Source organism: Vibrio tapetis subsp. tapetis (genome assembly GCF_900233005.1).
Lineage (GTDB): Bacteria > Pseudomonadota > Gammaproteobacteria > Enterobacterales > Vibrionaceae > Vibrio > Vibrio tapetis.
This window is the reverse complement of record NZ_LT960612.1, coordinates 527,348-553,742: the sequence shown is the minus strand read 5'-3', so window position 1 is coordinate 553,742 and position 26,395 is coordinate 527,348. Positions and strand designations below refer to the sequence as shown.

The following is a 26,395-nucleotide window of genomic DNA, read 5'->3' as shown; positions in this document are numbered from 1 at the left end:
GTCATGGTATTAGCCACCATGCCTAGATTGTTTTTTTGCCGACATAAAGGTTTTACACATCTTGCCAAACTTTTTGTCTGCACTTCGTTTTTCTGCAATGGATGCGCCATTTCTGGCTTGTTCACGGAGCAGTTTGTTGTAATTGTCTAATCGACGATTATCAATATCACCATTGTCTAACGCTTTGCGTACCGCGCATCCGGGTTCTTCTTGATGCTGACAATCAGAAAATCGACATTGTGAGACCAAGGTTTCAATATCAGCAAAGGTTTCTGATACACCTTCTTCACAGCTAGACAACTGCAATTCGCGCATTCCCGGAGTATCCATCAATAAACCGCCCTCAGGAAGAGGAAGTAAGGTTCTTGATGTGGTGGTATGTCGTCCTTTGCTGTCGTCCTCTCGGATGCCTCCTGTTGATTGGCTTTCATCACCAATTAAGGAGTTTACGAGGGTGGATTTCCCCACACCTGATGAACCAATAAATGCCACGGTTTGACCCGAGTTACACCAACTGCGCAGCCCTTGTAAGGTGCTGGTATCCAGAGCATTAACCACTTCGGTAAGTAAAAAAGCATCTAGATTTTGGATTTCGGCTCGTTTGTCATCCGCATCGTCACATAAATCTGCTTTGGTCAGAACCACAACGGGTTCAACTTTTGCTTCTTTTGCCAGAGCTAAATAGCGTTCGACCCGGCTGAGGTTAAAATCTTGGTTGAGAGACATCACGATAAAAACCGTATCAACGTTGGCTGCAATAAACTGCTCTTTGAGCTTTGGCCCAGGCGCTTTACGTTTAAACAGAGATTTACGCTCTAGCATGCGATCGAATTGAAAGGTCTCGCTATTTAATAATATCCAGTCACCTACGGTCATTGCGGGTAGGTTGATATGGGCATCTAAGTGAAACGTTTTGGCTTCGGTTGCGACAACATAACCACTTTTGTGGTGTTCTGTCACCCGGCCTACAACGCAATTATCGTAATCTTCAAGTGCGAGTTGTTGGGTAAAAAATGGTTGCCATCCAAGTTGAGTTAATGTGATTGGATGAGTAAAAATAGTATTCATGATAGTACCTACTGAAAAACAGCATAAATTTTGTATGAGGTCGGGTACTGACTGAAAAACGTGCAGTGCTAATGCAAAATAGTACTTGGCGAAAGATCGCAAAGTTATAGAGCATTAACGAGACCCCGGTCTGATAACACCGGGCAATAGAAGGGAATTTGTAGGCAATGTCGCAATGCGACTAATAGTAATTAAGCCTTAGCGCCTTCTTGTGCCGGGTGGATATTTAATACAATCATTTTTGTCCTCTCTTTTTTTGCGTATGAATTAGCCTGCATTATTGCACCATTTTCTAACTTGTCAATTGAACTCAATGTAGCGTTTGTAGCTCGTTGGAGCAGATTACTCGTTAGAGCAAAAGTTCATTGCCAACCGCATACTCAACGGCGGATTTGGCATGAATGCTTGTCGTGTCATAGAGTGGGATGTCAGTATCCTTCTGACTCACCAAAAGCGCGATTTCCGTACAGCCCAGAATAATGGCTTGCGCACCTTCAGATGCCAATTCATTAATGATGTTTAAATAAGCGTTTTTAGAGGCTGGTGAAATCTGCCCTAAGCAGAGTTCTTGATAAATGACATCATGCACGATTTGTCTAGATGCAGAGTTTGGGATAACGACATCAATGCCGAAGTTTTGAATTAACCTTTGTTTATAGAAGTCTTGCTCCATGGTGAACATGGTCCCCAACAACCCTACTTTAGTGATGCCGTCTATTTTAAGCTGTTTAGCCGTAGCGTCCGCGATGTGCAGTAGTGGAATCGAGACGTTGGCTTGAATTTGAGGGGCGACTTTGTGCATGGTGTTGGTGCAGATGAGGAGAAAATCCGCGCCGCCAGCTTGTACATGCTTGGCCGCATCAATGAGAATATCGGCCATTTTATCCCAGTCACCTTGATGTTGAAGCTGTTCAATAGGCGCAAAATCAACGCTGTATAGGCAGATTTTGGCGGAATGCAGCCCGCCAAGAGCGTGTTTTACTCCTTGATTAAGCTGTTGGTAGTAACTGAGCGTTGACTCCCAGCTCATGCCGCCGATCATTCCTATCGTTTTCATACAAATCCCTAAGAAAAATGTTCAATATATGACCATATTTACACTGTAAACTGAGAAAGGTAAACCTCGTATCTGCTTTATTTGTAGTGAAATTATTTGTGTTTAAATTCGTTTTTTTAATGAAGTGACCGAGCTGGTTAGAGACTAGCGAGTTGCAGATTATACCGGCTGCTGCTGTTTTTAATGGCAACACCATTAATCTGGTATCTTGATACTAAATTAATAGCGTTGCCATCACATCAAAGCTGATACATTTCGTCGCTGTCAAAGATGAGGGGGGTTACTGCTCAAAAAATTTCGCGGCGTCTGCTTCAATTTCAACTTTCCATTTTTCATCAAATAGACCGTTCACGAACAATAATGTGGTTGGAAGTCCGCCGATATCGAAAGGTAATCGTTGTTTAGCAGCCTGATATTCAGCTAGATCATCTCGGTTAATTAGATATATTCTTACGCTAATTAAATCCTCGATATCCATATTGTTAGCCAGTAGTACCCCTTTAACATTGCGCCAAGCCATGACAATTTGGTCTTCAGCATTTTTTGCTACCTTACCGTCAGCATCGATACCTAACTGCCCTGCAATATGCAGTCGAGTTGATCCTGTTGGTATCAAAGCGCATTGATGATAATTGGCAGCAGGGGGAGGCACTGAATTAGGGCTCCATATCTTATTCATGATGCTTGCTTGTCCATTATGGTAATCATTGGCGTATCCGTAAGCATTGAGCCTAAACGATCAAAGTCACCGATGCTTTTACGCCATTCAATGTACTTCTCAAAATGCGCTGCGCTTTCCCATTTTTCAAATAGATTAAGTGCATCACCATCTTGATCTTGTTTAAATAGTTCGGCAGAAATATTGCCAGCGAAAGTTCGAGTATCTGGCAATATCTCTGCAAAAAAGCGAATGATCTTATCTGTATTCTCGGCCGTATGGTTGAGCGTAAATTGCACTAAAATAGTCATGATTTTCTCCGTTTGTTCGATTGATTAGGGAACAATGAGGAGTCTACTTGTTTATAAAAATAGATAAATACAGTAATATTTTACATATAGTCCTAAAAAATAAGACAATCGAAAGCGATGAAAAACGAACTACACCGGATGCAAGTATTTGCCCAAATTGTAGAATCTGGCTCTATAACCAAAGCAGCAGAACAACTAGAACTCTCAAAATCGGTTGTCAGCCATCACCTGCAAGGGCTTGAGCAGCATCTTGACGTCAAGTTGCTTACTCGTACAACTCGCCGTCAATCGTTGACTGATGCCGGTAAACGCTTTTATCTGCGATGTTTGGAAATGAGAAAACTAATGTCGCAGGCAGAAGAAGAAGTACGTGAATCTTGCGCTGATTTTGCCGGTACAATTACCATCACTTCACCACATACACTGATGACACACTTTATTGGGCCTGCGATGTGTGAATTTATGCAAGAGCACCCTCGGGTCGAACCTCACTTATTGGCTAACGACCTGCGGTTAGATCTTATCGATAAATACATAGATTTGTCGGTTACGGTGGGGTATTTGCCTGATTCTACTTCTCGCGCGGTAAAGCTGGGTAATCTTGAACAAGTCCTGTGCTGCCACCCTCAATATTTGGTGAATAGCGAAATATCCTTACCTATTACTTCCACCGATTTTACTCAGTTCGACTATATTGCGAACCAATGGGAAGGCATGAACAGTGAAAGATGTTTTGATGTTGGCAAAGATGGTCAGAAAACTTTTCAATTTCGAGCAAGTCGAATAGGGGACAGTGTCCCAACTATTCGTATGATGGCTCTAGCAGGTTTAGGCATCGCTTGTTTGCCTAAATTGGCAATCGCAAACGAGCTACAACGTGGTGAGTTGGTGAATATACTCCCAGCAGAACTGACGCTCAAAGCGTCCTTTTACGCTGTTCATAATTATGGATTACAAGTACCTACCAGAATCCGCGCGTTTATTGACCTTCTTAAAGTACGCGCTGAATCAGGATATGTTGCAAACCCCTAGATTAGGCAGACTTCGCCGTACCCGTCGAGCTGTCGTACCAATTGAGAAAGGAAAACCTGTTCTCAATTTTATTGATAGTGAAATTGTTTGTGTTTGAATTCACCTTGCTTAATGAAGTGATCGATCTGCTTTGGAACAAGCGAGCTGTAGATCATGCTCGTGTGGCTGCTGCTTACTTCAATATGGTCGGTCATACCGTCAATTTTTGTCTCATCGACCGTCACCGTGCCATCGGACTCGGCTTTGTCGTCCCAAACCAATAGTGAACGCATACCAATTGCTGTTGTGCCCGCAATAGATCCCAGCTTTTGTGCATATTCCCATTGGTCATGGTGCTTGTTCAAGCCAAATTCGGGTGAGTTGCCAAGAATTTTTTTGAGCCCTAGGCTGGTGACCTTGTCCGTTATGGAGGCTCCTTTAAGTGGAGAACCAAGAGTAACAACATGAGAGACGAGAGTGGGTGATGGTTGCCTGCTCGCGAGATAACGCTTAATAACAATACCACCAAGACTATGGCCAAGAAGAATGTTGGTTTTGGTTCTATCTAGCGCTGCATCGATGGCGGCAAAAACACGTCTTTCATTGATCGCCACGCTGTTGTAAGAAATGATCTTTGTGCGATATCCAAGTGTACGAAGTTCATCGGCTAACGGTTTCATGACCAAACCATGCATATACAAGCCGTGCAGTATAATTATCTTCATTTCCAAGGACCTCAAATCAACATGATGTAAGTCACTATACGATATTGAATTACCAGAACAAAGCGGTGTTGTCTTCCAGTTTTGTAAAGATTGATTTCATCAAAGTAACTAACGAATCAGTCAATTACATCAAAGACTTCCGAGTTTATCAGATTTGCCAGCCCGAGCTTACAAAGTGTTTCAAAATCCCTTATGGTACAGATTGGTGTAGCTGACGTGGTACAAAGCAAATGGATATTGCGATAATCGGAGCGGGTATTAGCGGTTTAACGACGGCTTTGTGTCTAGAAAAATTGGGCTTTCAGTGCCAAATCTTTGAACAAGCCGAAGAAATAATGCCGGTAGGTGCTGGTATTATTTTAGCGCATAACGCGATGCAGGTGTTCACTATGCTGGGGCTTTCTGGTTCACTTGAACAACAAGGAAAAGTTCTGAATTCAGTGAATATTCTAGATGGTCAAGGTGTCGATATTTCTTCCATTAAGGTTGATCAATTTAACGACCATTTTAATGCAAAAAAACACTGCGATTCATCGTTCTCGCTTACAATCTACTTTGCTTGCACAGCTTGATTCTCGTTCCGTTTCGCTCGGTAAAACATTAACGGATTTAGAAAAATGCCGCAAAACGCAGCTGACATTCAGTGATGGCTCGCAGCATCATTGCGATATTGTTATTGGTGCTGATGGTATTCATTCTAAAGTACGCGAGTCATTACACTGTTTAGAACCTGCCGTGTATAGGAATGCCCACCAACTTTGCTGGCGTGGCGTGGCCAAAGCTTCGTTACCCAATAAATATCATGGGCAGTTAAACGAGTTATGGGGCGGACAAGGCAGTCGTTTTGGTTTTGTGGCTATTTCTGATACTGAAGTATATTGGTATGCTTTGGTGAACGATGATGCTGCTAATATTGAATTTGAGCAATTGTTTTCAAGCTTTGACCCTATCGTCATGAGCTTGATTGAACAAACGGACAACCAAAAAATTTTCCACAATGGCATTAAAGATTTGGCACCGATTAAGCACTGGTTTGATGAAAGCTTGGTGTTAGTTGGTGATGCTGCTCATGCAACCACGCCTAATTTGGGGCAAGGGGCCTGTCAGGGGATAGAGGATGCTTACGTATTAGCTCATTGTCTGGCTAGATACTTAGAGCCAAACACTCCGAAAGAAGCCCCGTTAGACAGGCAGGCTTTAAAGCATGCGTTAGCACAATACCAACAGCTGCGTCTTTCTAAGGCTCACTATGTCGTGAACACGAGTTGGAAAATGGGTAAAGTATCGCAATGGCAACACCCTGTCTTAGCAAAAACTCGTAATGCTTTGTTTCGTCTAATGCCTGATAAGCTAAACGAAATGCAGTCGCGGAAATTATTTACCTTAGCGGATGTTTAAGTCGATTGAGAGGCACATCCTTTCGCCTCTCTTACCAAGTTTTTAGCTGCTTTTAATCTTCTGGACGCCAGCTTAGTGCGCTTGCAATCGCCCCTACCGCAATCGTGTCTTTTTGAAATTCGGGGGCAATTGAAAGAGTATATATGGTCAGTTCTATTTTTGATTCTGTTGAACTTTAACCATGGCACATTGAGATACAACGAGAGTGGTTGACAAAATTTCGGTGATTTATAAAATAATGGAGATGAAAAGCAAGGGAAGAAAAAATGAAAGACAAATTGAATGTAGCGTTATTATTGGTGCTTTCTAGTTCAGCATTGGCTTCCTCCAACATCGATTCTGTTTTGCTTGAAAGCTCCCCGTGCACGCTGCCATCAGATGATGTGCGCAGTCACCAATGTTCCTACCAAAATAAACCCTTTGTTTATGAGAAATCCATTTGGGAAGATGAGGATGAATCTTCTGAAGTCCTGTTAGATTTTTGGGATGGAACACGCTTGGTCTCTGATAAAGAGTGGCAGAGCATGGATATTAATCGCAAAGTGCTAAATCAAAAGCGAAATGAATGTGCTCGCCGGCATGAAGTGGATTGTGTTGTATTTGATAAAGATTAAATGCTTGGAAATAATCAACAAACAATAAGATCTCGCTTTTATATTTAATGTCTAACTTGATCTGGCATCTTATCAAAAAAACAACTAGCCTAGACCTTATGCAATCAATATTGAGGTCGTCCATGATTCGAAATTTTAGCGTATTTGTGTTGAGTTTTTTACTCGTACTTTCGCTCCCTGCACACTCTACCACGCAAGAGCCGGTTACCGGATCTGCTGCTCATAATTACCCTCAAGAGCTCGCTGAACAGGCGTTAGTGAATATCAATGTCACGTTAGAACTTGATGGAATAGAGCGCTCGATTCATAAAACCAGTGAGTCTTTGAGTGAAGTGGCGATGTCACTGGATGCGATTGCAAATAGTACGAGTTTGACGCTGGAACAACAGGGTGCACTGGATGATACTGTAATCAACATTAACCGCTTGATAGAAGTCAGCCAAACCTCAATGGAAATGCTGCCGAGCACAATTGAAACTTCAGCACGAGCCATCAATTTAGCAAGTCAGGACTTTCTCGCCGACCTAGAGCTAAAAGTGCTGATCGTGCTTGTGGCTGCATTATTACTGCTAGTCATTGCCGTTTTCTGTGTTTATTGGTTTCTATTGCGCCCTATGCAAGGCACGCTAGTGAAAGTCACTCATAATATGTCGTCTATGGCTTCTGCAGTAAAAACAACCTCTGAGGCGCTAGAGAGCACGACGATTCAACAAAAAAACATCATGGATGCGTTGAGCGATAAAGAGCAGGCGTTATCAGATAAATAGCGTGACGAAGCCTTGGTGATGAAAAGCCATGACAAGTGCTTGTAACCCGTGTCTGTACTATAAAAAAAGAACAGGCCAAATATCATTGGCTTGTTCTTTTATGCTTTTCGATAGGCGTTACTGGGATGTTAGTTAAGGCTAGCAACGGCCTTTTGAATCGATGGCCCAATTTGGCGCTTACGAGAAGTCACGCCTGGTAATGTTAACCAAGCATCTATCTCTGAGTGTTGAAACGCTTGTTGTGCGACTTTAGCATCCGCTGCGTCAATCCAAATAAGGTTTGCCTGCTTATTTTTGGTATCAGTGACGGAGAAAAACAAGTGATCGAGTCCTTTGGCTTTTTTATGGGCTTGCATCGCTTGAATAAACTCATCTTTACGAGCAATCAGTTGATCCGCCGTTAGCGTTTCAGCCACACCAATGCCGACTTTCTTGCCTGAAAATTCAAAATTCTTATAGTCCATTGTCAGGATCTCTAATGCGCTCAGGTGGCTAAGATCCGACTTAGCGATCAGCATTTTTTGGCCGAAGTCATGCAGATCTTTGATGCCTGCTTGTTTCGCCAGAGATTTCGCGTATTTGTGATCGTATTCAGTAGTGGTCGGTGATTCTAAAACGACGGTGTCAGATAAAATCCCGGCTAACGTCGTACACGCCACTTGCTTCGAAAGCACTTTCCCCATTTTCTCTGCTCGGTCTGCCAATATCGTGGCGGCTGAACCCCAAGGACGAATATCAAGCGTTGCTACCTGAGACAGGTTCACTGGCTGTCCACCGATTGCGTGGTGATCAACGATGGCGACAATGCTGCTTTCATCAATGGTTTTCTGCAATTGAGTTTTTTGGTTAAAGTCGACTAGGCCGACTTTTTTGCCTGAAAAGTCATTCAGTACGGGCGGCGTTTGTGTTTTGCAGTATTCCAACACAAAGGTACTTTCGGGATTAATTTGCTCCGGGACTACCGCTTGACCGCCATAGATATGAGCGGCTGCAATAGCTGAAGTCACCGTGTCGGTATCTGGGCTTATGTGGCCAGTCCAAACTAGGTTAGACGTGTCGTTATTTGTTGGGTTGCCTAGGTCAAACGCGGCTGCGGATGCGCAAGTAAGAGATAGAGCGATGACGAGTGCTGTCTTTTTCATGGAATAAAGCCTAACTGTATGAAGTGCGATAAGAGTAGTGATTGACTATTAACTATTTATGACAGATTTAAGTAAGTTTTTTGTCAATAGCGATCTAGATTAATTCATTAAAATCAAAGGTTAATATCGAACCCTAAAATCCCTTAGCGATATCCATTTTATTTTCGACGCAGTTAACATCTTCTTAGTTTCATATGATTTGTAAAACGTCAGTGCTGCTCTACACTTATTGCAATGCCACTATATGTGTAAACAAGGAGATGTTAACAATGGCAATTTTTACGGTGTTTTTCTGTGGAACGGGGTCGCAATCGGAAGATCACGGCCACCATAACTACGTCGATGGTGAACTGATATCAACGCTTGCGAAAAATGCGGTTGGTCAGGAGACACTCGATTATATACAAGTCGATGGAGTTGGCAGTGGCAACCTGAGTGAGTGGCGAAAGCACAGTAAAGATGACTCATATATGAAAATTCGTGGCAAGCTCGGAGGTCATGGGATAAATAGCAATATGAACCATGTTCTGAGTGTTCTACGAGGCGATGAGGAAGATAAAGGAGACTACTTGTCTCGTAGCAAGAGCTTACTTGCTGATATAAAACCAGATAGAAAAGCCAAATTCTGGCACTGGAACACCACTCAAGCTTATAAAGACTGGCAGCGCCAAACAAGAGACCTATCTCAGGACTTAAAACACGCAATGTCCTTGCAGCGAGCAAATTTTTCCGCTGAAAGGCGACGAGATCCTATCACACGTGTCAACATTGTTGGTTGGAGCCGTGGCGGGGTGAGTTGTTTTGAGTTGGCTAACCGCATGCAAAATGATCGTAGGCTACGTGATATTGAAGTGAATATTTTTGCCTGTGATCCTGTACCTGGCGGCATGAACACGTTTAAAGACTACAAAACGTTAGGTCCAAATGTTAAACAGGTTGTCTGTGTATTTGCTCAAGATGAGCGTTCACTGGCCTTTAAAGCGCGTATGCCAAGGTTGCACCCACAAACTAAGTATTACACTACGTTAATGCCGGGCAGACACGCAACGCTTGTAGGTAATGCACATTGGGATGGAGGCAGTGGTGGTCGCAACGACCTCACGGGGCCTGGCAAAGTGACTCGCGACTTTATGGAAAAAGTGCTTACTGGCTGGGGAACTCGGCTTAAGCAAAGCAGTATGTTGCACTTAAGAAGAGCCAATATATTGAACTACTACATCCAAATGTTCAGTAATCGAGATCTATATCAAGATCAGCATAACGAAGTGTATACGATAAAAGATCGACGAGTTTCCTCAGGCAAAGATCGCATAGGTCAAAAGCGGCAATCGTGGATGGGTATACCGACTCATCGTTTTCAATATCCTGGAATCACCAAAGACTATCGAGGTGCGGTTAATCGGCATCATCGAGACGTGCTAGACAATAATATTTTTGCCACTCAAGGGATCTCAGCGGCGCTGGTTAACATGGTGTAGTTGTTTAATGCATAACTTGTTCAATATATGGCGGGTTTAACACAAGGCTTGCTTAAGCAAAAGGGCATACTTAGAGGGTATGCCCTTTGTGTTTGGTGTCATGCGGGTTTGTTTAGCTTGAACGAGCGGTAGCGATTGAAATGGGTCTATGTTTAAGCTGGTGGCAACAGTGATGGCTAACGCCTGCCAGTCTTGTTTAGCGGCGGTAATATGGCGGGTTTGAGTGTCGTAGAAAAAGCGGCTTTTTGCGATGGGCGCTTTTGGTGCGGAGCCTATTACTTGTGTTGCGCCAAAATCGATCAACTTCCCTTTGCCTGTGCAGTCGACAATAATATTGCTGGGCTTGATGTCTCCGTGGATCATGCCTTGTTGGTGCAAGGACACTAACGTGTGTTCTACGTTATGTAACCACTGTAATGGCTGTGTCGCCAGAGATTCCGTGATTTTCAAGGGATCACCTGGCAGTTTTTCTAATATCAAGCAATCGGTGCCTGATAAGCTTTGGTAGTCTCGCCATTTTGGCCACGAAGAAGAGGGGCAACGATGTAAGAATTTGGTCTCTCGCTGTAACAGTATTTTCTCTGTTTCTGTGTCTGCGAATTTAATCACCACTTCGCCAAAGTCTGCATGATAGCCAAAATAGACATTGGTTTTGACCTGTTTACTCAGAACGAGCTGTTGCCGATAAAAACGACGGATAAGCCCTAAGCGTGACTGACAAAGATCTTTTGACGGTTTGGTGTCTGAGCTGCTTCTATATGTCATTGGGCAGTGTAAAGCTTGCAAAGAATGCCGATTGAAAAGGATTAACCTGTCCTTGAGTCTTGATACCAAGCTGGACTTTATCTTTTCCGTACAAAAATTGCACTGTTGTGTTTTGTTCCGAGGTGGATACAAGGTTAGGCTCAATCAATTTAAACCAATTCCAGTCCCCTTTGTAACTCACTTTACTGGTTGAAACCGTGGGAGAAATAGCATTCACGTTTAGTGTATCGGTTAACGTTGATGCCCCTTGCCATAGTTGGTCACTCCATAGTACCGGCCCGTGCTGATAAGAAAAAATAGGCTTGGTGGTTGAGATAGTAAATTGCGTTAAGTTTGAACTCATTTCTACGACTTCCAATTGAAATGAGATTTGCGCTTTGTTTGGGTCGACCAGAAACAAAGCTTGCTTAATCTTGTTTGCTTTTTCAATCGCCGTCCATAGCTCTGGAGCAAGCGCAAGGCCAGTATTCGGGATCAAGCCATCTAAATAAGGGTGACCGCTACCATCAATCACAAAGCGACTAAGCTTGGTTTTGTTAAAGCTATCTATCATACCGCCTTCTTTAAAAAAGGCGGTCACATCGACGACGCTAGCGTCGCTACCAGCAGTGGCTTTGAAAGGGTAAAACGACGCCAGTGTTGATTGATACGGGTTATAAACATCATTTTGCCAAGATGTGTTTAAGTACTCATGAGCGAGAAAAAGTACAACATCATTGGACTGGGTGCTTATGTCTTCAAGTAATTGTTTTATTAATGGTTGTTGTTGATCCGCTAACGTTGCCAAGCTTGATATGGGATCGTCTTGTTTCACACTATTGGTGAGGGTTTGATAGGCCAGCAGTTCCGGGTCGTTAGCTTGGAAGTATTGGTCAAGCCAAGTTTTCGCTTGTGCCACTTTGGTTAACAGTTCATCTAATGGTTTTTGATTTTGTTGATTAACGGAGACTTGCTGGTGGTAAGCCTGAAAACTCAGGGTGATTTGCTGAGCAGATTCTTTTTTATCAATATCTTGCGGTGCTGTTTCCTGATTTGTTGACGCTCCTTTGGTACTCGATGTAGCGGCTTGAACTTGAATATCTACCGTCGTGTACTTGGTAATCGTTTGGTAGAAGGCGCTCAGCGGATTTGCCGAAGCGATCGATAGGGTTTTTAAGGTGCTATCAAGTTGTGCTGAGTTGGATACGGAGTTAATGGAAACGTGGCTGATAAAGTCTCGCCAATAATTGATGTAGTCATTTTGGTAAGTTTGTTTTAGGTCTCGGCTGATGCGATACATTTCAGAGGCGCTTGGTGTACTGTCAGTTACCCCTTGATACGTCTGAAGTGCTTGCGCGATTAGCGGCGAACTGACAGACAGATCCAGCTCATTAAACCCTGCTGGCGTATAAATATAAGGAACTAAGTAACCGACATATTGTGGAGAGAACGCGAATAGCTTCGTAAAGTTATTGCCAAGGTCGTTGCGTACATCAATGCGATTGGAAAACGTTGTGCTGTTTTTGATGTGCTCGTAAAGTAACGTTTCTACGCCAGTTTGGCTGATAACTTTCTTTGCCAAGCTTTCTAGATCGTTGTTTACTTTGGTAGGGGCGAGCTCTTGAGCAAATATGTCATTGAGCAAAGCGCCTAATTGAGCCACATTAGTGCTATCGGCTTCGCCTTGTTGATTGAGAGTCTCAATAAAATAGCTTTTTAACTGTTGCGTGTTCGAACGTTGTTTATCAAAAAGCAGTCGGTAATTATTAAGTAGCGAGAGCGTTTTCGTTTGTTCTTCTAGGCTCACATACACGAAAAGATCTTTTTCTATGGTGTTCTCTAATGATGGAATCAGGACTTGTTGTAATTCCCGTACGTAGGCTTTCTCGACGTCTAGCTTGATGCTTGAGTCCGGCAGAAATGACAATGAAAACCATGGTTCTGGCTGAGTATAGAGCGAATAAATTGACCGCATAGCATATAAGTTAGGGATGTTATCAACCATATTCTCAATGTCATAAGGGGAGGCCGAAATGGCTTCTTTATAGTTTTCTAACATGCGGTCAGCACGTGCTTCTCTAGCGCTCTGGTAGTCAAAATCAAACTTAATGACGGCCATCACCACACCAAGAATGACAATCCAGGTGCTGGTATAGGCTATTTGAGATAACCACAAAAAGCTTTCTTTGCGTTTATTTGTTCCCACGAGTTCGTGCTCGTTGAGCACGACATGGGTCATGATGTGCTGTGCGAATAGGGTTTGTTGTACTGGGATTTGCGTTGTTTGTAGGTGAGATTCATTACCCAACTGATAGTTAATTACGCCAGCGAGTAGGTCGTTTTGCTGATGCGCTTGTGCATCATGAGTGAAATAAAAACCACGAAACATCAATCCATCGGTGAGCTGATCACCACGATAGAGCCGGCGTAATAACAACCATAAGCTTTGTTTAAGTAGCCCAAATTGGTACGGTGCGCTAGCAATGGAGTTGCGATAATCTTGGTTCAATTGACCAGCTAGCGCGGTAGACATACTGGCGATCAGCTGGCTAATGAGATGGTCGAATTCTTGATTGTACCAATTGGCATCAATCCCACCGTGTTCTTGATACGGAGCCGTTGCACCAAATACATCGTCTCGCTTGTTTTCATCAAAGGCGGAAAAGAACTGACAAAAATCGCTGATGTTCCCCATATTAGTGATGATGTTATAAATGGGTAAGTTGAGGCCAAATGTACGTTTGTATATGTTGATGTCAGCCTTGAGGCTATCGGCGTATTGAGATATTTGCTCTTCACTTTTTAGCAGTGTAGCGACGTCCGTGGTAAGTAAAACACCATTAAGAGCCTGTCTTGGGCGCCATTTATTTAGGCAGGTACACAGCGCTTTAATATACTCTGGGTGCTGATCTTTCCCCAAGCTGACATAGATAAGAATAGAGTGTTCACTCACCCAAAAGAGAATGGGAAAGTCGATATCATTACCAAATTCGTCCACTTTGTAGGCTTCGTATCCCATTTGCGTAATTACGTTTTTATCTTTTAATGGGTCGTCACTTAACAGCAGGTAAATCGGCTGATCATAGCGGCTCGCAAAGTGTTTCTTCTGCTTTTGTAGTTTCAACATGCGCAGAAAGTGCATGGCGATCAGTTTGGTATGTTTTTTTATTATGAGCGCGTCAGTATCATCAGGGGCACTGTTTTTATTCCCCCTTGTCATGAGCCAAAAACTGAACCATCCAATGAGTAATGTGATGATAAACCCAATGGCTAAAGCGGCGATAAGGTGTGTTCGGTAACCAATAAACCACAGTGCGCCTCCCCAGACGAGATAGAAAAATAGCCCGATAACGCAGGCCCAGATAAGGGCTCTGGTATGAGTGGTTTTGGTTGTACTGTTTGATGGGGTAGCCGACATAATCTTATTTGGTTTCCTTGTCGTTTTGCGTTCCATTGTTACGAACAATGATGGCGTTAATTTGATCGTTGTCCTGATACCAGTTTTTTATTTTTAGTGCTTGTTCTGAGGTATTGGTACGCACAATAACGCGGTAGTAATTCTTAAAAGGTTCAACACTTGGCTCGTAGGCAGAAGGCGATAAATGCTTGGAAAATAGCAAGGCATTCTGCTGGTTAGAAAAAGTGGCGAGCTGAACAAGCCAAGAGGAATGACTTGTTGTCATGCTTGGGGGCGCGGGTGTATCAACCAGTTCCACTTTACTGGCCTTTTTAGGAGCGACTTCCAAGTCTTTGTCACTGCTAATAAAGACAATGTCTTTCACTTCGCCGGATAAAACATACCGCTGGCTATATTCTTCTAGTAACTCAAAATCTCTTACTCGCTGTGGATGTGTGTTGTGGTACCAAAACTCGGTGATGCCTACGCAGGTAATGACTAAGCCACAAAACAACAGGGTAAGAGAGACGAAGCGCTGTTTACGTATGGGCTGACGAATTTTAGGTAACTTGATACGAGTATGACAAAAGACCTTACTTGGCTGCCTGTACTGGCTGATCAATTGCTCAAGCTGGTGGGTAAATATTTTGAGTTGTTCGCTGTTCTGACCACGATATTGGCCTTTAAAGCCAATATTGATGAATAGGTAGATAATCTCTAAAAGGTCGATTAACTTGTGGGGTTGCCTGATGGCTTTTTCAGCGACCGAGAAAAATAGCTCGCCACCATTTCTCATGCCAAATAATTGGCTTAGTAAGGTTTTGTTTTCCCAACCTCTTTTCTCTCCCCATTGGCTATAAATAATGAACTCATCGATCACCACAGCATAGAGAAAACACAGTTTGTCTATTACTGCAATTGGGTAGGTAAGTTCAGCCCCACGGGATTTGATGTGGTTGATGTCGTCAATCAGCTTATTTCTCAGTGAGGTTAGATCATCGGGTTCCGCTATCGTTGCTATTTTCAACGTTGTCGCAAGTAGGCCGCTACTGATATTGAGTAACTGATTTTCTGCTTTATCGAAGTGACTAAGAAACTCATTTTGAGCGACGGTTGCGCGAACTTGAACCGAACGAGAGGCATGCGGCTCTGCTCCGGTTTTATCCAAAGATGGTCGGTCGTTTTTATCCCAAACTAGGGTGTCTTCGTCTAGAAATTCCATTGTGCTATCTCAGTGCGTAGAGAACCAGTTCAAGTTCTGCAATCCGTGAGTCGACGTGCAAAGCAATCGCTTCACGGTTTTCTAAGGTTTCTTTCCAATGTGGATCGTTGCTGTCTATTTCGAAGTAAGCGACCCCTTGTAAGGGCTTTAGCTCAACAGGAGCAAGGGGCAAAGGGGTTATGGCTATGCCAGAAAGTGCGTTTCTAACAATATCAACAATCTTGGCGTTATTACTCAACTTAGCCGCAATAGGAAAAAGCTCTTTGAGCTCATTATTACTGAGGTTTGATTTAACGCTTAAGACGAAACGTCGATTGCTCACATTGGCTGCATCTTTGATTATGGTGCGTAGCAAGCGGCGTTTTTCAAATAAGCTATTATCCCAGTAATACTCTATCACTGAGTCTTGTTGCACCAGTGTGAGCATGTTTCTTAGGTTAGAAAATAACGGACTAAAGCTCTGATATAAATTGTGATGTTGCAATGGTTTGCATATTTCTGGCAGTGCGGGCTTCAGAGCCAATATTTGAGCTTCAAATTGCTTTAATTCAATGTACAGCTGGTGTGTTTGCAATTTTGGGTTGGCAATGGACAGTTCTAGCCACGGAAGCCAACTATTGAGTGTTTGCAACCACATGTAATCTTGCATCATAGATTGCGGGCTTTTTTGACCTTGCCCAGCTTCAATTCTCTGCAGTAAATTTTTGCCCCGGTTGGTGACTAGAGCATGGATCTCTTTTAAACGTTCAGTCAAAAATTTAGAGGCGCCGTAATGGATACAGGCAGGGATGAAGGCTCTATCTAAAATAACATCTCCAGATTCAGAGCTTTCCAGAATTTTGCTTACAGGAATAAGCGTAAAGCCTGATGTGTCGTCCCCTTCAAGCTTTAGGCTGATGTTGAGATTGGCGACGTCAATTTCAACACTGGCATTTTCTGTTGTTGAGGTATCAAATACGTTGACGGTATGGGTAAGGTATCGGCTTTGATCTTGTTCGTTATCGCTGTAATCATTGTTGCCTTGTAATGAAATAGGCAAGGCGAGATACACGGTTTTTTCAATGGAACCATTCGGTATGTCGATGACTATTTCTTGTTTAAAGTCAAAATAAGTCCCATCAGGAAATACACCGGAACAATGAGTAATGGAGAGCTTTCCTACTCTTAATAAATCCGTGTTAATACTGAAATCAGTGATACCGTAAAATGGCGAAAAGCCCGCCAGTGTCTCCACATTTTGACGAATGGAGTTTTGAATATAGCGGTCTTGCTGTTGAAAATGTTGAGGGGCGATAAACATCCCTTCTTGCCATACTACTTTCTTAAACGCGTCCACATTATTTCCCTATAAATCTGGGTTTAAAAAATTTGCCACCAACTGGAAGGCGCGGCGATCAATTCGAGAGTTGCTTGAGTGCCACTCAATGATAACTTGGGGTATTGGCTGCCATCTTGAGGAAGTTGAACCACCGCTTTGGTGGTCGCTTCTTGATAGTCAACAAACTCAACCAAAACGGCTAAGTACAGAGTGTTTTTATTGACGTCTAATACTATGGTTTGACTGGTATTAGGCAGAACGATAGGCAGCACTTGTTTGGAAATAACATTACTTGCTAATGACGTTGTATCGTTATTGTACAAATCAATGAAAGGTGTCTGGTTAAATAATTGCTTGTCGGTAAGCTGATATACACGCACAACCACAGGATTCGCCTCAGAGTTCGAGGTCGGATTCGTTGTTGCGTCCGTCACTATGTCCAAATTCATCTGGCTAATCACGGGGACGGTTGACGATGAACACCCAGCCAAAATAAACAAGCCAATTAAGAGCCACTTTTTCATGGTTTGCCCTCATTTTGTTTTTGCATGTTTTCCATAAACATCGCCTTGAATTGGCGACGATACTCACCACTTTCTTGTCTGTGTTTAAAGTGTTTGCGATAGATCCGCCAATATTGCTTGTCTTTGTTGCTGAACAAACGATGGCTCATATAGTCACTAAATTGCTTTTCTAAAAGAGTTGGCGCCAATTCTGTTAAAAATTGATCGACGGTTTGTTCGAGCGCTTCAAATAGCTTCTGTTGTTGTAAGTTGGGATTTTGTAAGAACTGGTTGTTTTCTTTAGTCAGTTGCAATAATTGCTCGATAGAAGCGCTCACTTCCGCCGTCGCTTCACTACTTACGGGTAAGTACTCCATGCTCACAGGAGGTTGGCTATTGATCGCCTGTGGGGTTTCATTCGGCTCAATATTGTTTACTACCTCTTGGGGATCGAGATCTTCAAATGGATCCATCGAGAACGGGTCGCTATTAAACACATTGTCGGTTGAAAAGTGTGCAGGCTCAGGCTTTGAAATAGGCGATATTTCATTGTCTAGAAAGTCGAGCTCATCCTCTTCGAGATCAAGCGAAAAAGAGGGGGCAGTATGGGTATCTTGAGGTTGACTGACGGTTTGGTTTGGTGCTGTGTCGAGAGTGCTTATCAACATGGTGTAATTCTCTACTTTGAGGATGTCACCATCGTTTAACGGGTATTCTTTTCCTGACATAAGTTTTCGTTCGTTAAGTTGAGAGCCATTATTACTGGAGTCGACGATGACGTAACCTTTGTCACTGCGTTTGATGTGACCATGTACTCGAGAAATACGTTTAGTTTGGTCTGGCAGTGAAATGTCACAGAGTGGCCCACGACCAAACTCTCCGCCGTTTTCTGGTAAAAACACGACGCGAGATGAAACAACCTCTTGTTCAGGAATAGAGATCAAATGTACGCTAATGGTCATTGTTTATACCTCACATTTAGCAATAGCGGCATTGAAGCTTTCTAGAAATCCAGAATACTGCTTTAGAAATTGATGCGAAAAATAGACGCCCATTTCCTGGATGGCGTTTTGTTTATGCTTGAAGTAATCGGTAGGCAAGGAGGCGGCGGTCAGCGCTCGTTGAAATACCAGTTCGTTTTCTAATATAACGTCTATTTCTCTTTGTTTTAAAAGCCTTAATAAAACTTTAGCATCTCTGGGCTGTTTCACGACGTTATACCCATTTCGTTTCAACCAGAACCATTTGCTAGAGCCAAATTTGGCGCTAAATTTGAGATTGAGCTTGGATAACTCATCAAGAGTTGTGGGCACACCTGAACCAAAATACCAGTTGAGCTTTTGTTGTGAGATGGCTGCGGATAATTGCGCGTATTCATTTCGCTCTTCGGTTTGTGAAGCCGAAAAGAAGCCATGATAGGCTCCATTTTGAACCCTAAGCTGCGCATCGGCCCAATCGGTCATTGTAATCTGGTAGGGCTGCCCCATTTTTCCCAGTGCACATTTGACTTTATTCAACGCCAGCCCTTGCATTTTTTCCTCCTTATATTCTTGATATGGAGGCCAGTCTTGGGTTGTTAGCAATAAGCGAGCAGGCCCAACGTTAGGTTGAGCTGCGAGGGTTATTGACCAGAGGATGCTTATCCCAACCAACAGCCCATGCATTAACAGACGAGGTGTTAGCAGGCTAGGTGCTAACAGACTAAGTGTTAACAGCCAAGGTTTTGGGAATACTGCTCGTATCATTGCTATTTCTTGACCTCTTATTTAATCGTTAAGGTGAAGTCAGAAGCGGAATCGTCCACGCTGACCGTCACTTGGCTAATGCTTTCTTGTCTGCTTAAGCGACCAATACATTCTTCTGCTAACTTTGGCATGAGTGAGCGGTTGATAATTTGCTCTACCGCACGACCGCCTGTGGTTGGATCGGTGTTTTTACTGACGACATAGTCGATAAACCCTTGATCCCACGTAAAGCTAGCTTGGTACTGCTCTGCGAGTTTCTTTTTAATGCGATTGAGTGCAATTGCCGTAATTTTACCCAGCTCACTGTCATTTAATGGGTAGTAAGGAACAATGGTGGTTCGCCCTAAGAATGCCGGTTTGAAGTAGTGTTGCAAATCGGGGCGAATGGCTTCGAGTAAGGCTTCGTTTTCCAGCCGTTCACTGTTTTCAGCACAAATATCGCAAATTGCTTGATCAGCGGCATTCGAGGTCATGATGATAATGGTGTTCTTAAAGTCGATGGTGCGGCCTTCACTGTCTTTGATGCTTCCTTTATCAAAAATTTGATAAAATAAATCGTGCACGCCTGGGTGGGCTTTTTCCATTTCATCTAACAGTAAGACAGAGTATGGGTTACGGCGGATTGCCTCCGTTAAAATGCCCCCTTCACCATAGCCAACGTATCCGGCAGGCGAGCCAAGTAACATTGAAATCTTGTGCTCTTCTTTGAACTCGGTCATGTTGACAACCGTTAGGTCATTACTGCCTCCATATAGTTGCTGTGCAAGTGCCATGGCAGTTTCAGTTTTACCTACACCACTTGGGCCACACATCAAAAAGACACCGATTGGCTTACGGCTGTCGGTGAGCCCAGCCCGCGAAATGCGAATGGCTTTGGCGAGCTCTTGTTTGGCAACATCTTGTCCGATCACCCGTTTATCGAGTTCTTGCTCCAAGCTAAGTAGTTTATTGAGTTCATCAGTCATCATGGTGCCGATAGGAATGCCAGTCCAGTTAGCAACGATTTGAGCGATGGCACCGTCGTCAACTAAGGCGTAAACCAAAGGCTCTTCACCCTGTATTCGGCGAAGCTGTTCACGCAATTGATTGAGTTGTGTTTGCTTTTGTGGGTCTGGGGTTGAATCGGCTTGTTCTTCGTTGTTGCAAATATCCGTTTGTAGGGCTTTCACCTGATTAACTAAGTCGACTTCTTTTGACCAGCGAGATTGATAGTCGGCAAGACGCGCTTGGTTTGCGGTAATTAAGTCGGCCAACTGCTTTATTTCGTCTTCGCTGTTGGCGAATAGCGCATGTTCTTTTTCGAGCGCTATCTTCTCGTTTTGCTGGTAGCGAATGGTTTGCTCTAGGCCTTCAATGACTTCTGGCTTAGCACCTTGTGTTAGCGCAATACGAGCGCTCGCGGTATCAAGCAGGCTGATGGCTTTGTCTGGTAGCTGACGGCTTGGTAGGTATCGAATTGATAGGCTTACTGCCGCTTCAATGGCAGACTCAGTAATGAAAGCTCCGTGGTGCTTTTCAAGAGATGCGGCGATTCCTCGTAGCATTTGCATTGCGTCTTCAGCATTGGGTTCATCAATGCTGACCACCTGAAAACGACGTGTCATTGCCGGGTCTTTTTCAAAGTACTTTTTATATTCAGCCCAAGTTGTTGCTGCAATGGTTTTGAATTCGCCTCTGGCTAAGGCTGGTTTTAAAAGGTTAGCGGCATCATTTTGGCCAGCCGCACCTCCTGCACCAATTAAGGTATGCGCTTCATCTATGAACACGATGATTGGTTGCTCGGAGTTTTTGACTTCGTTGATGACATCTTTAAGTCGATTTTCAAATTCACCTTTCACGCTGGCGCCAGCTTGTAACAGGCCGAGATCAAGTGAATGAATTTGAACCCCTTGCAATGCAGACGGCACTTCATTGGCGGCGATCCGCAGGGCCAATCCTTCAACAATTGCGGTTTTACCAACACCGGGGTCGCCCACCAGTATTGGATTGTTTTGACGTTTTCGGCATAAAATATCTACGGCCTTACGTACTTCAGTATTTCTGCCAGAAATTGGGTCAATGTCGCCGGCAAGTGCTTGGGCGGTAAGGTTAATCGTGTATTTACTTAAGGCATCGTGACCGGCAGACGAAGGGGCCGATGGATCGGCGCCGAGCGCTTCTTTTCGTGCTATCGGTGTTTGTCTAATTAAGCCTTGTAGGGCTTCTAGTGATGCATTTTTCAGGCTTTCTAACTGAAGGTTACTCACTCCTAATACATTTTGCTGCATTAAGGCTTGGACAAGATGCAAGCTTACAACTTCCGCGTGCCCATAGTTCACCGACGCGATAAGCCACGCGTCTTTCATCGATTCTGTTAGCGCGTTGCTTAGTGTCGGTTGGCCTTCATTCCCGGCGTGAAGCTGATTTATTTTATTGGTCAATTCTTTAACCAATTGCTCTTGGCCTATCTTCTGGCTATCTAAATAGGCGATAAGTTTGGCATCTTTTAATGCGATGATTTGTAATAGCCAATGCTCTGTTTCTACAGCAGAAACATTTTGATTGACGGCAAAACCGACGGAATCTTCTAGCGCTTGCCTAAGTTCGATAGACAGTTTGCCAACCAAGTTTGTAAGTGTTACCTGAGTCATGTGAGGTTCCTTTCTCCTAGCTCTCTGTATTGTTGTTGTAACAAGTTAGATGAGCAGTATTTTCATCATGGTTTCTGGGTGGCGCTCAGGAGCGAGACAATCTACTTCGCCAAGACGAGCTGCGTTGGATGTTTTGGCCGATAAAATCGGCTGGTTTAAGTAAGCACGTTTTACGCTTAGGTAAATGGATACTTGAGTGTTATCGCGTAAATAATGCTGCGTAAGATCAAGCATGGTTGCCGCAAAGCGGTTATCAGCTTGGATCGTCGTAAATTCGCGGTGGCTCTGAGGCTCTACAAAAATAAGCACATGATTGAAGTGAGCAGTACAGGTTTTTCCTAATAAGAAACCTTGCCCCAGACGGCTGTTATTTGATTCAAAACAACCAAGGGTGGTTAATGAATCTAACGGTAACTGTCGACGTTCTGACAGTTTGCATTCGACGTTAATTTGGTAAGGGAAATAGTCGTTAAGTATTTGCTTTAAAACCGCCAAGTTTCGATTGGATTGACCGAGCAATAAGGCGTATTGGAAAAAGTTTTTATGCTCGCTTTGTAAAGCGGAAAGATGGCGCAGCAGGGCGACTTTTTCAGGGGCTTGTTCTTGCTCAAGTAGCAACCAGCCTTGAGTCTCGACACTGTAGGCTATTTCAAATTGACGTTGATTGAACACATCGAGAAAATCTTTCAAGGCGTGGTCATCTCGATAGAGAGCGCTTAGCAGTTCTTCGTAAATGTAATTAGGCAATACCCCTTTAACACCAGATAGCGCTTGTTTAGCGAGTCTTAGTTTTGCCTTATTGCCTTTTAACGAGAAATACTGAATTGGGTTGGCAGCGCCCGTGGGCACGGCTTCTGCCTTGAGTTCAAGTTGAAACGGCTTGGAAGCACGTTCTTTATGGCGAGACAGCAGCCTCATGGCTTGCACGAAATCGTATTTTTCAGGCTGGCTGGCCAAATCGTAAATGAAATTCATCGTACAACCTTGCCCAAACACGTTGAGGATGAATTTAGTTGGTATCGAACAAAAGCAAGACTGGCTATAAGCATGATTGGCTCCCGTGGATTTTCGGGTACTGCTTAACGATGCCATCTCTACCGTAAATGCGTATTTTTAGTTGGACGTAACGGTCGAAACTGCAAAATTGTTGGAAAAAGCGATTGAGAACATCACAAAAAGCCATGTAGGGGCTGGTGGTATCTAAGGTTATTTCGATTTCTGTGCCCGGAGAAAAGACATTTTTACCTAGTACCCGTAAGGCCGATACCAATGACTTAAACTTAACCGCGTGAATCATCTGGATCTCAGTCGCTGAAATCTGATTTCGGCTACACAGTTTGAGCATTTGTTTCAGCGCTTCTTCAGGGTGTTTTGCTTGTAACAGCGAGGTGAAATTACAATTTAATAAGCCGATAAATTGCCAGTGCAAATTCTGATCTTTCTCTCTTTCAATCGGGGCTGATGGAGGATAAATGACACTGAATGACCCCGGTAGATCGATGCTTTCTAAACACTCGAGTTGCGCACCAATATCGCACGCTTGTTTGCCATTGCTGCAGAGCAACCGAGTACCATAAAGTTTATTAAACTCAATGCTTGGTTGGTTGGACAAGGTTATGGCAAGGTGCAGGCCATCATTGAGGTCTCTTTTACACTGCCAATAATCGTAGCTTTTGTTGTTGGCGTATTTATCTTTAAACAATGGGATAAGTGCTTTTTCCCCACTGGGCGTTATTTCGTAGACTTCCATCACATCGACGACGTCAATTGTGTCGTCACTATGTGCGTCTGCGTTAACGGGAATAGTGAGTTGGCGTTGATCGTAACTGATGGGCTCTCCCATCTGTCTAAACAAGTTAATGGCTGGCACAACGTTAAGCTTGAAGACGTCTTTGTTAAATAGGCGTACGAACTCCGTGGGAAGTGACGTCATGAACAGGTTGATTTTTAAAGTCGATGTCGCGAGTTTTCGACTGTGATCACCAAAGCCCTTTAAGCGGAAAAACTGTCGCTTTTCTTTAAAATAGAAGAACTCAGCCATGGATTGATAGCCAGAAAACTGATTGCCTCGTTCTGGTAAAAATCGAAATTCAAGGTCGCTTATTCTGCTCTTCAATTGCTGACTATCGATGGGATAATGTTGTCCAGACTCTTCATCTGAGATAGAGATCGCTGCCGTGTTTGCCAATAGTAATTCAACCAATGAGTCGGCATTTTTTTCAAAACCTTGCACAAAGAAATCTAGGTCTTTGCAATCAAGATGGCTGAAGTGTAAATCAGGATCACCGGTAGAGAGTGTCAGTTGAATCGCGGCCGTCGTATGAGCCGCGTGAGAAGGGCGATTAAAGTTAAAAGGTGCACTAATGGCATTCACGTCGATTAGGGAGAAGGGGGTAATTTCAAGTTTATCGACGGTTGAAAAGGTACGTTCTTTTTCATTACTAAAACCTACGAACTGGGCGTTTCTCGGGAGCGTTGCGGTTTCAGTATTGGCTTGTTCTTTGTTGAGTTCTAGATAAACGATACTAGGTACAACCTGAGAATATGAGGGATAAAGCACGCTCAACAAGCCATCAATGACCTCGGGTAGCTGCTCAGAAAGCTGCTTTTCTACGTTGGCATTCAGTAGTGCCACGCCATCTAGTAAGCGGGCCATGCTTGGGTCTTCAATCTGGCCTTGATGAATATTGAGGCTTTTTGCGTGAGCGGGGTGGTCTTGGCCGAATTGCCCTAATGCTCTGCGAACAAAGGTGAGTTCTTGTTCATAAAACCTTAATAGAGGATCAGTCATAATTTTCCTCTTTTAATTGAGTCGTAAGATCAGCAAGCGCTATTTTTGAATCGAAGATCAATTCTTTTTCGCCAAACTCTGTGGGAATACTGGCAATAATGTTAAAGAACACCGCATTTTCAGTTTCTTTCCGATCAACAAGCTCAACGCTAACATTGCAAAAACGCGGTTCGAAACTCCGAACCCAAGATTCAATCTTGAGTGCCAGTTGGGCTTTATCCAGATTTGCGCTGAGTAACTGGATATCTTCGATACCAAATTTAATATTCGAGCAATTGACTTGCGTTAGCCGATCATCAAGGGATGTTAACGGTGCTTCGGCTTCTAAAAGCTTGGTTAAGTGATATTTAATATCAGCCACTTCGTTATGGGCAATAGGGGCCTCACTGGCTGCAAACGTGCTCCAAAAACTCATTAAGCCACCTCATCAAGTTCAGTGGTTAAGATCACCTCACCACTAAAGTGGTCGTATTGATACTGAGGAACAATTCTAAGGGTGCAGACAAAACTGCCGGGGTGGTGACTGGACTCATTGACGGTGATTTTTGCGAAACTTAATGGGTACTTTGCGAGTGTTTCTTCATTGGCTAGCGCCACATTACTGGAAAAGTTCTCAATCCATTGAGTTAAGTACACCTCACACTCAGTTGCGGTGTTAAAGCTGCCGATCATTTCTCGTACTTGGACTTTCAAGTAGTGGGCAATCCGGCAGGACATCAAACTGGTTTGTACTTGGGTCAATACCTGTTCTTTGTCGATGTTTTGATGCTGCCAAATCGAGTTGTTGCCATTGAAGTAATATTTATCGGTTAAAGGGCTTTTGGTCAGAGGAATAAAGCCATTTTGTGCATAGAAACTTGAAAGTTGGCCAAATAATGGAATATCCGCTTCCGGAGCTTGAATATAGTGAGCCGCGATTGGGTGGTTAGGAAGGTTGACTACGGCGCCTTGGTATTTGTCGTTCCAGCGAGATTTTAGAAAACCAAACCAGTTAATACGCTGGTACTCACGCATGATGGTCGAAACAAATGGAAAAACCGCATTGCCCCAGAGCCCTTGGCCTGACTCGTTATAGATAAAGCCAGACTTAAAGTTGTGATAAGGCGCTCGCAAACGAACGAATGGCATCACTAAGCCAATAAAACGTGCGCAGGGTTTATTTCGGAGTGCTTGCCATGCTTGATAATCTGGGCCAGACAGTATTTTTTCAATCCGGTCGATGTCGGAAATCCAGTCTGCGCCTGTATTGGCGAAGAATTGGCTATTAGGCGAAAAGAGCATAGGACATAGCGTGACTTCACCTAGTTTTCCGAGTAATTCGAGCGTGAAAAGGTCGTCGTAGTCGGAATCAATACCGATGTCCATGGAGATACGATGAGCAAAGGTAATACAACCAAAAGGATGCCCGCCAAGCGTGTTGAGCTCTTGGTTGCCGATTTTATTAAACAGCTCCGAAGACTTAATGTTGTAAGCTTGGTTAACATCTGCCGAAATTTCATGCCACGACATGTCCAGAATTTTCAACCGAATACGTTGATAATTGATTGGCAGTGTTGCCAGCCCTTTTAAGCTCAACCAATTTCGTTCCAGTCGCTGGAAGTCGTCGTCTTGAATGATGGTATCTAATTGCTTGGTTAAGCGAAGATCGATTTCTGCGATTAGCTTTGCAATGGTGGCCAACAAGAGGCCTCGGTTATTGAGGGATTTTTTGTCGAGTTCCAAGAACAAAGATAACGCCTCTTTAAGAAAGGCGTTATCTTTGTTGTCTAAGGCGGTGAATGTTTGTTGCCAGTTTGTCGGTATCTGCATGTACAAC

The 26,395-nt window shown here is 43.5% G+C and carries 24 protein-coding genes; 6 read left to right on the top strand and 18 right to left on the bottom strand.

The genetic code is table 11. The features are described 5' to 3' along the window. Positions 1–9: 9 nt before the first annotated feature. The 4 genes from rsgA to VTAP4600_RS19635 all read right to left on the bottom strand — a co-directional run bounded on the left by rsgA (position 10) and on the right by VTAP4600_RS19635 (position 3,097). Positions 10–1,068, bottom strand: a complete 1,059-nt coding sequence (gene rsgA, locus VTAP4600_RS19650) for a ribosome small subunit-dependent GTPase A (protein ID WP_102524476.1) — start codon at positions 1,066–1,068, stop codon at positions 10–12. Positions 1,069–1,417: 349 nt separating this feature from the next. Continuing rightward, positions 1,418–2,125, bottom strand: coding sequence for an aspartate/glutamate racemase family protein (locus VTAP4600_RS19645; RefSeq protein ID WP_102524475.1), 708 nt, complete (start codon positions 2,123–2,125; stop codon positions 1,418–1,420). A gap of 280 nt (positions 2,126–2,405) precedes the next feature. Next, positions 2,406–2,807 (bottom strand): RidA family protein, encoded by a 402-nt coding sequence (locus VTAP4600_RS19640; protein ID WP_172443230.1) that lies wholly within the window; start codon positions 2,805–2,807, stop codon positions 2,406–2,408. After that, entirely contained in the window at positions 2,801–3,097 is a 297-nt protein-coding gene (locus VTAP4600_RS19635; RefSeq protein WP_231897994.1) for a putative quinol monooxygenase, read from the bottom strand. The genes VTAP4600_RS19640 and VTAP4600_RS19635 overlap by 7 nt, the downstream gene beginning before the upstream one ends. Positions 3,098–3,211: 114 nt before the next feature. Here VTAP4600_RS19635 and VTAP4600_RS19630 point away from each other — a divergent pair, with 114 nt between their 5' ends. Beyond that, positions 3,212–4,126, top strand: a complete 915-nt coding sequence (locus VTAP4600_RS19630) for a LysR family transcriptional regulator (protein WP_102524472.1) — start codon at positions 3,212–3,214, stop codon at positions 4,124–4,126. A gap of 68 nt (positions 4,127–4,194) precedes the next feature. On the opposite strand, the gene VTAP4600_RS19625 is transcribed toward VTAP4600_RS19630, so the two are convergent. Then, on the bottom strand, positions 4,195–4,830 hold the full coding sequence (locus tag VTAP4600_RS19625; protein WP_102524471.1) for a lipase family alpha/beta hydrolase: 636 nt from the start codon (positions 4,828–4,830) through the stop codon (positions 4,195–4,197). Between the two features lie 230 nt (positions 4,831–5,060). Between VTAP4600_RS19625 and VTAP4600_RS19620 the strand changes: the two genes are divergently transcribed. The 4 genes from VTAP4600_RS19620 (at position 5,061) to VTAP4600_RS19605 (ending at position 7,609) form a co-directional block, all read left to right on the top strand. Beyond that, a complete protein-coding gene (locus tag VTAP4600_RS19620) occupies positions 5,061–5,402 on the top strand; it encodes an FAD-dependent oxidoreductase (RefSeq protein ID WP_102524470.1) in 342 nt (113 codons plus the stop codon). Beyond that, positions 5,341–6,228 carry an FAD-dependent monooxygenase gene (locus tag VTAP4600_RS19615; RefSeq protein WP_172443185.1) on the top strand — a complete coding sequence of 296 codons (888 nt, stop codon included), beginning with the start codon at positions 5,341–5,343 and terminating at the stop codon, positions 6,226–6,228. The genes VTAP4600_RS19620 and VTAP4600_RS19615 overlap by 62 nt, the downstream gene beginning before the upstream one ends. Positions 6,229–6,494: 266 nt before the next feature. After that, entirely contained in the window at positions 6,495–6,842 is a 348-nt protein-coding gene (locus VTAP4600_RS19610; protein WP_102524468.1) for a hypothetical protein, read from the top strand. Positions 6,843–6,964: 122 nt separating this feature from the next. Next, positions 6,965–7,609, top strand: coding sequence for a hypothetical protein (locus tag VTAP4600_RS19605; protein ID WP_102524467.1), 645 nt, complete (start codon positions 6,965–6,967; stop codon positions 7,607–7,609). 128 nt (positions 7,610–7,737) lie between these two features. Here the strand turns inward: VTAP4600_RS19605 and VTAP4600_RS19600 are convergent, their stop codons facing one another. Then, entirely contained in the window at positions 7,738–8,751 is a 1,014-nt protein-coding gene (locus tag VTAP4600_RS19600) for a manganese-dependent inorganic pyrophosphatase (protein ID WP_102524466.1), read from the bottom strand. 269 nt (positions 8,752–9,020) lie between these two features. Between VTAP4600_RS19600 and VTAP4600_RS19595 the strand changes: the two genes are divergently transcribed. Beyond that, complete coding sequence (locus VTAP4600_RS19595) at positions 9,021–10,229, top strand: hypothetical protein (protein WP_102524465.1); 1,209 nt, start codon at positions 9,021–9,023, stop codon at positions 10,227–10,229. A 36-nt stretch (positions 10,230–10,265) separates the two neighbouring features. Here the strand turns inward: VTAP4600_RS19595 and VTAP4600_RS19590 are convergent, their stop codons facing one another. The 12 genes from VTAP4600_RS19590 to VTAP4600_RS19535 all read right to left on the bottom strand — a co-directional run bounded on the left by VTAP4600_RS19590 (position 10,266) and on the right by VTAP4600_RS19535 (position 26,388). Beyond that, positions 10,266–10,994, bottom strand: coding sequence for a protein kinase domain-containing protein (locus VTAP4600_RS19590; RefSeq protein WP_102524464.1), 729 nt, complete (start codon positions 10,992–10,994; stop codon positions 10,266–10,268). Continuing rightward, a complete protein-coding gene (gene tssM / locus VTAP4600_RS19585) occupies positions 10,984–14,391 on the bottom strand; it encodes a type VI secretion system membrane subunit TssM (RefSeq protein ID WP_102524463.1) in 3,408 nt (1,135 codons plus the stop codon). Before tssM ends, VTAP4600_RS19590 begins: the two co-directional genes overlap by 11 nt. A 4-nt stretch (positions 14,392–14,395) precedes the next feature. Then, entirely contained in the window at positions 14,396–15,592 is a 1,197-nt protein-coding gene (icmH, locus tag VTAP4600_RS19580) for a type IVB secretion system protein IcmH/DotU (protein ID WP_102524462.1), read from the bottom strand. 4 nt (positions 15,593–15,596) lie between these two features. After that, positions 15,597–16,928 carry a type VI secretion system baseplate subunit TssK gene (gene tssK / locus VTAP4600_RS19575; RefSeq protein WP_102524461.1) on the bottom strand — a complete coding sequence of 444 codons (1,332 nt, stop codon included), beginning with the start codon at positions 16,926–16,928 and terminating at the stop codon, positions 15,597–15,599. A gap of 23 nt (positions 16,929–16,951) precedes the next feature. Next, a complete protein-coding gene (gene tssJ / locus VTAP4600_RS19570; RefSeq protein ID WP_102524460.1) occupies positions 16,952–17,434 on the bottom strand; it encodes a type VI secretion system lipoprotein TssJ in 483 nt (160 codons plus the stop codon). Further along, on the bottom strand, positions 17,431–18,375 hold the full coding sequence (locus VTAP4600_RS19565) for an FHA domain-containing protein (RefSeq protein ID WP_102524459.1): 945 nt from the start codon (positions 18,373–18,375) through the stop codon (positions 17,431–17,433). Before VTAP4600_RS19565 ends, tssJ begins: the two co-directional genes overlap by 4 nt. Before the next feature lie 3 nt (positions 18,376–18,378). Continuing rightward, positions 18,379–19,077, bottom strand: a complete 699-nt coding sequence (locus VTAP4600_RS19560) for a substrate-binding periplasmic protein (protein WP_231897978.1) — start codon at positions 19,075–19,077, stop codon at positions 18,379–18,381. A 98-nt stretch (positions 19,078–19,175) separates the two neighbouring features. Then, positions 19,176–21,788, bottom strand: coding sequence for a type VI secretion system ATPase TssH (gene tssH / locus VTAP4600_RS19555; RefSeq protein WP_102524457.1), 2,613 nt, complete (start codon positions 21,786–21,788; stop codon positions 19,176–19,178). Between the two features lie 45 nt (positions 21,789–21,833). After that, positions 21,834–22,763 (bottom strand): type VI secretion system baseplate subunit TssG, encoded by a 930-nt coding sequence (locus VTAP4600_RS19550; protein ID WP_102524456.1) that lies wholly within the window; start codon positions 22,761–22,763, stop codon positions 21,834–21,836. A 64-nt stretch (positions 22,764–22,827) separates the two neighbouring features. Continuing rightward, a complete protein-coding gene (gene tssF / locus VTAP4600_RS19545) occupies positions 22,828–24,579 on the bottom strand; it encodes a type VI secretion system baseplate subunit TssF (RefSeq protein ID WP_102524455.1) in 1,752 nt (583 codons plus the stop codon). Then, positions 24,572–24,994 carry a GPW/gp25 family protein gene (locus VTAP4600_RS19540; RefSeq protein WP_102524454.1) on the bottom strand — a complete coding sequence of 141 codons (423 nt, stop codon included), beginning with the start codon at positions 24,992–24,994 and terminating at the stop codon, positions 24,572–24,574. Before VTAP4600_RS19540 ends, tssF begins: the two co-directional genes overlap by 8 nt. Further along, positions 24,994–26,388 carry a type VI secretion system contractile sheath domain-containing protein gene (locus tag VTAP4600_RS19535; protein ID WP_102524453.1) on the bottom strand — a complete coding sequence of 465 codons (1,395 nt, stop codon included), beginning with the start codon at positions 26,386–26,388 and terminating at the stop codon, positions 24,994–24,996. The genes VTAP4600_RS19540 and VTAP4600_RS19535 overlap by 1 nt, the downstream gene beginning before the upstream one ends. Positions 26,389–26,395 lie beyond the last annotated feature (7 nt).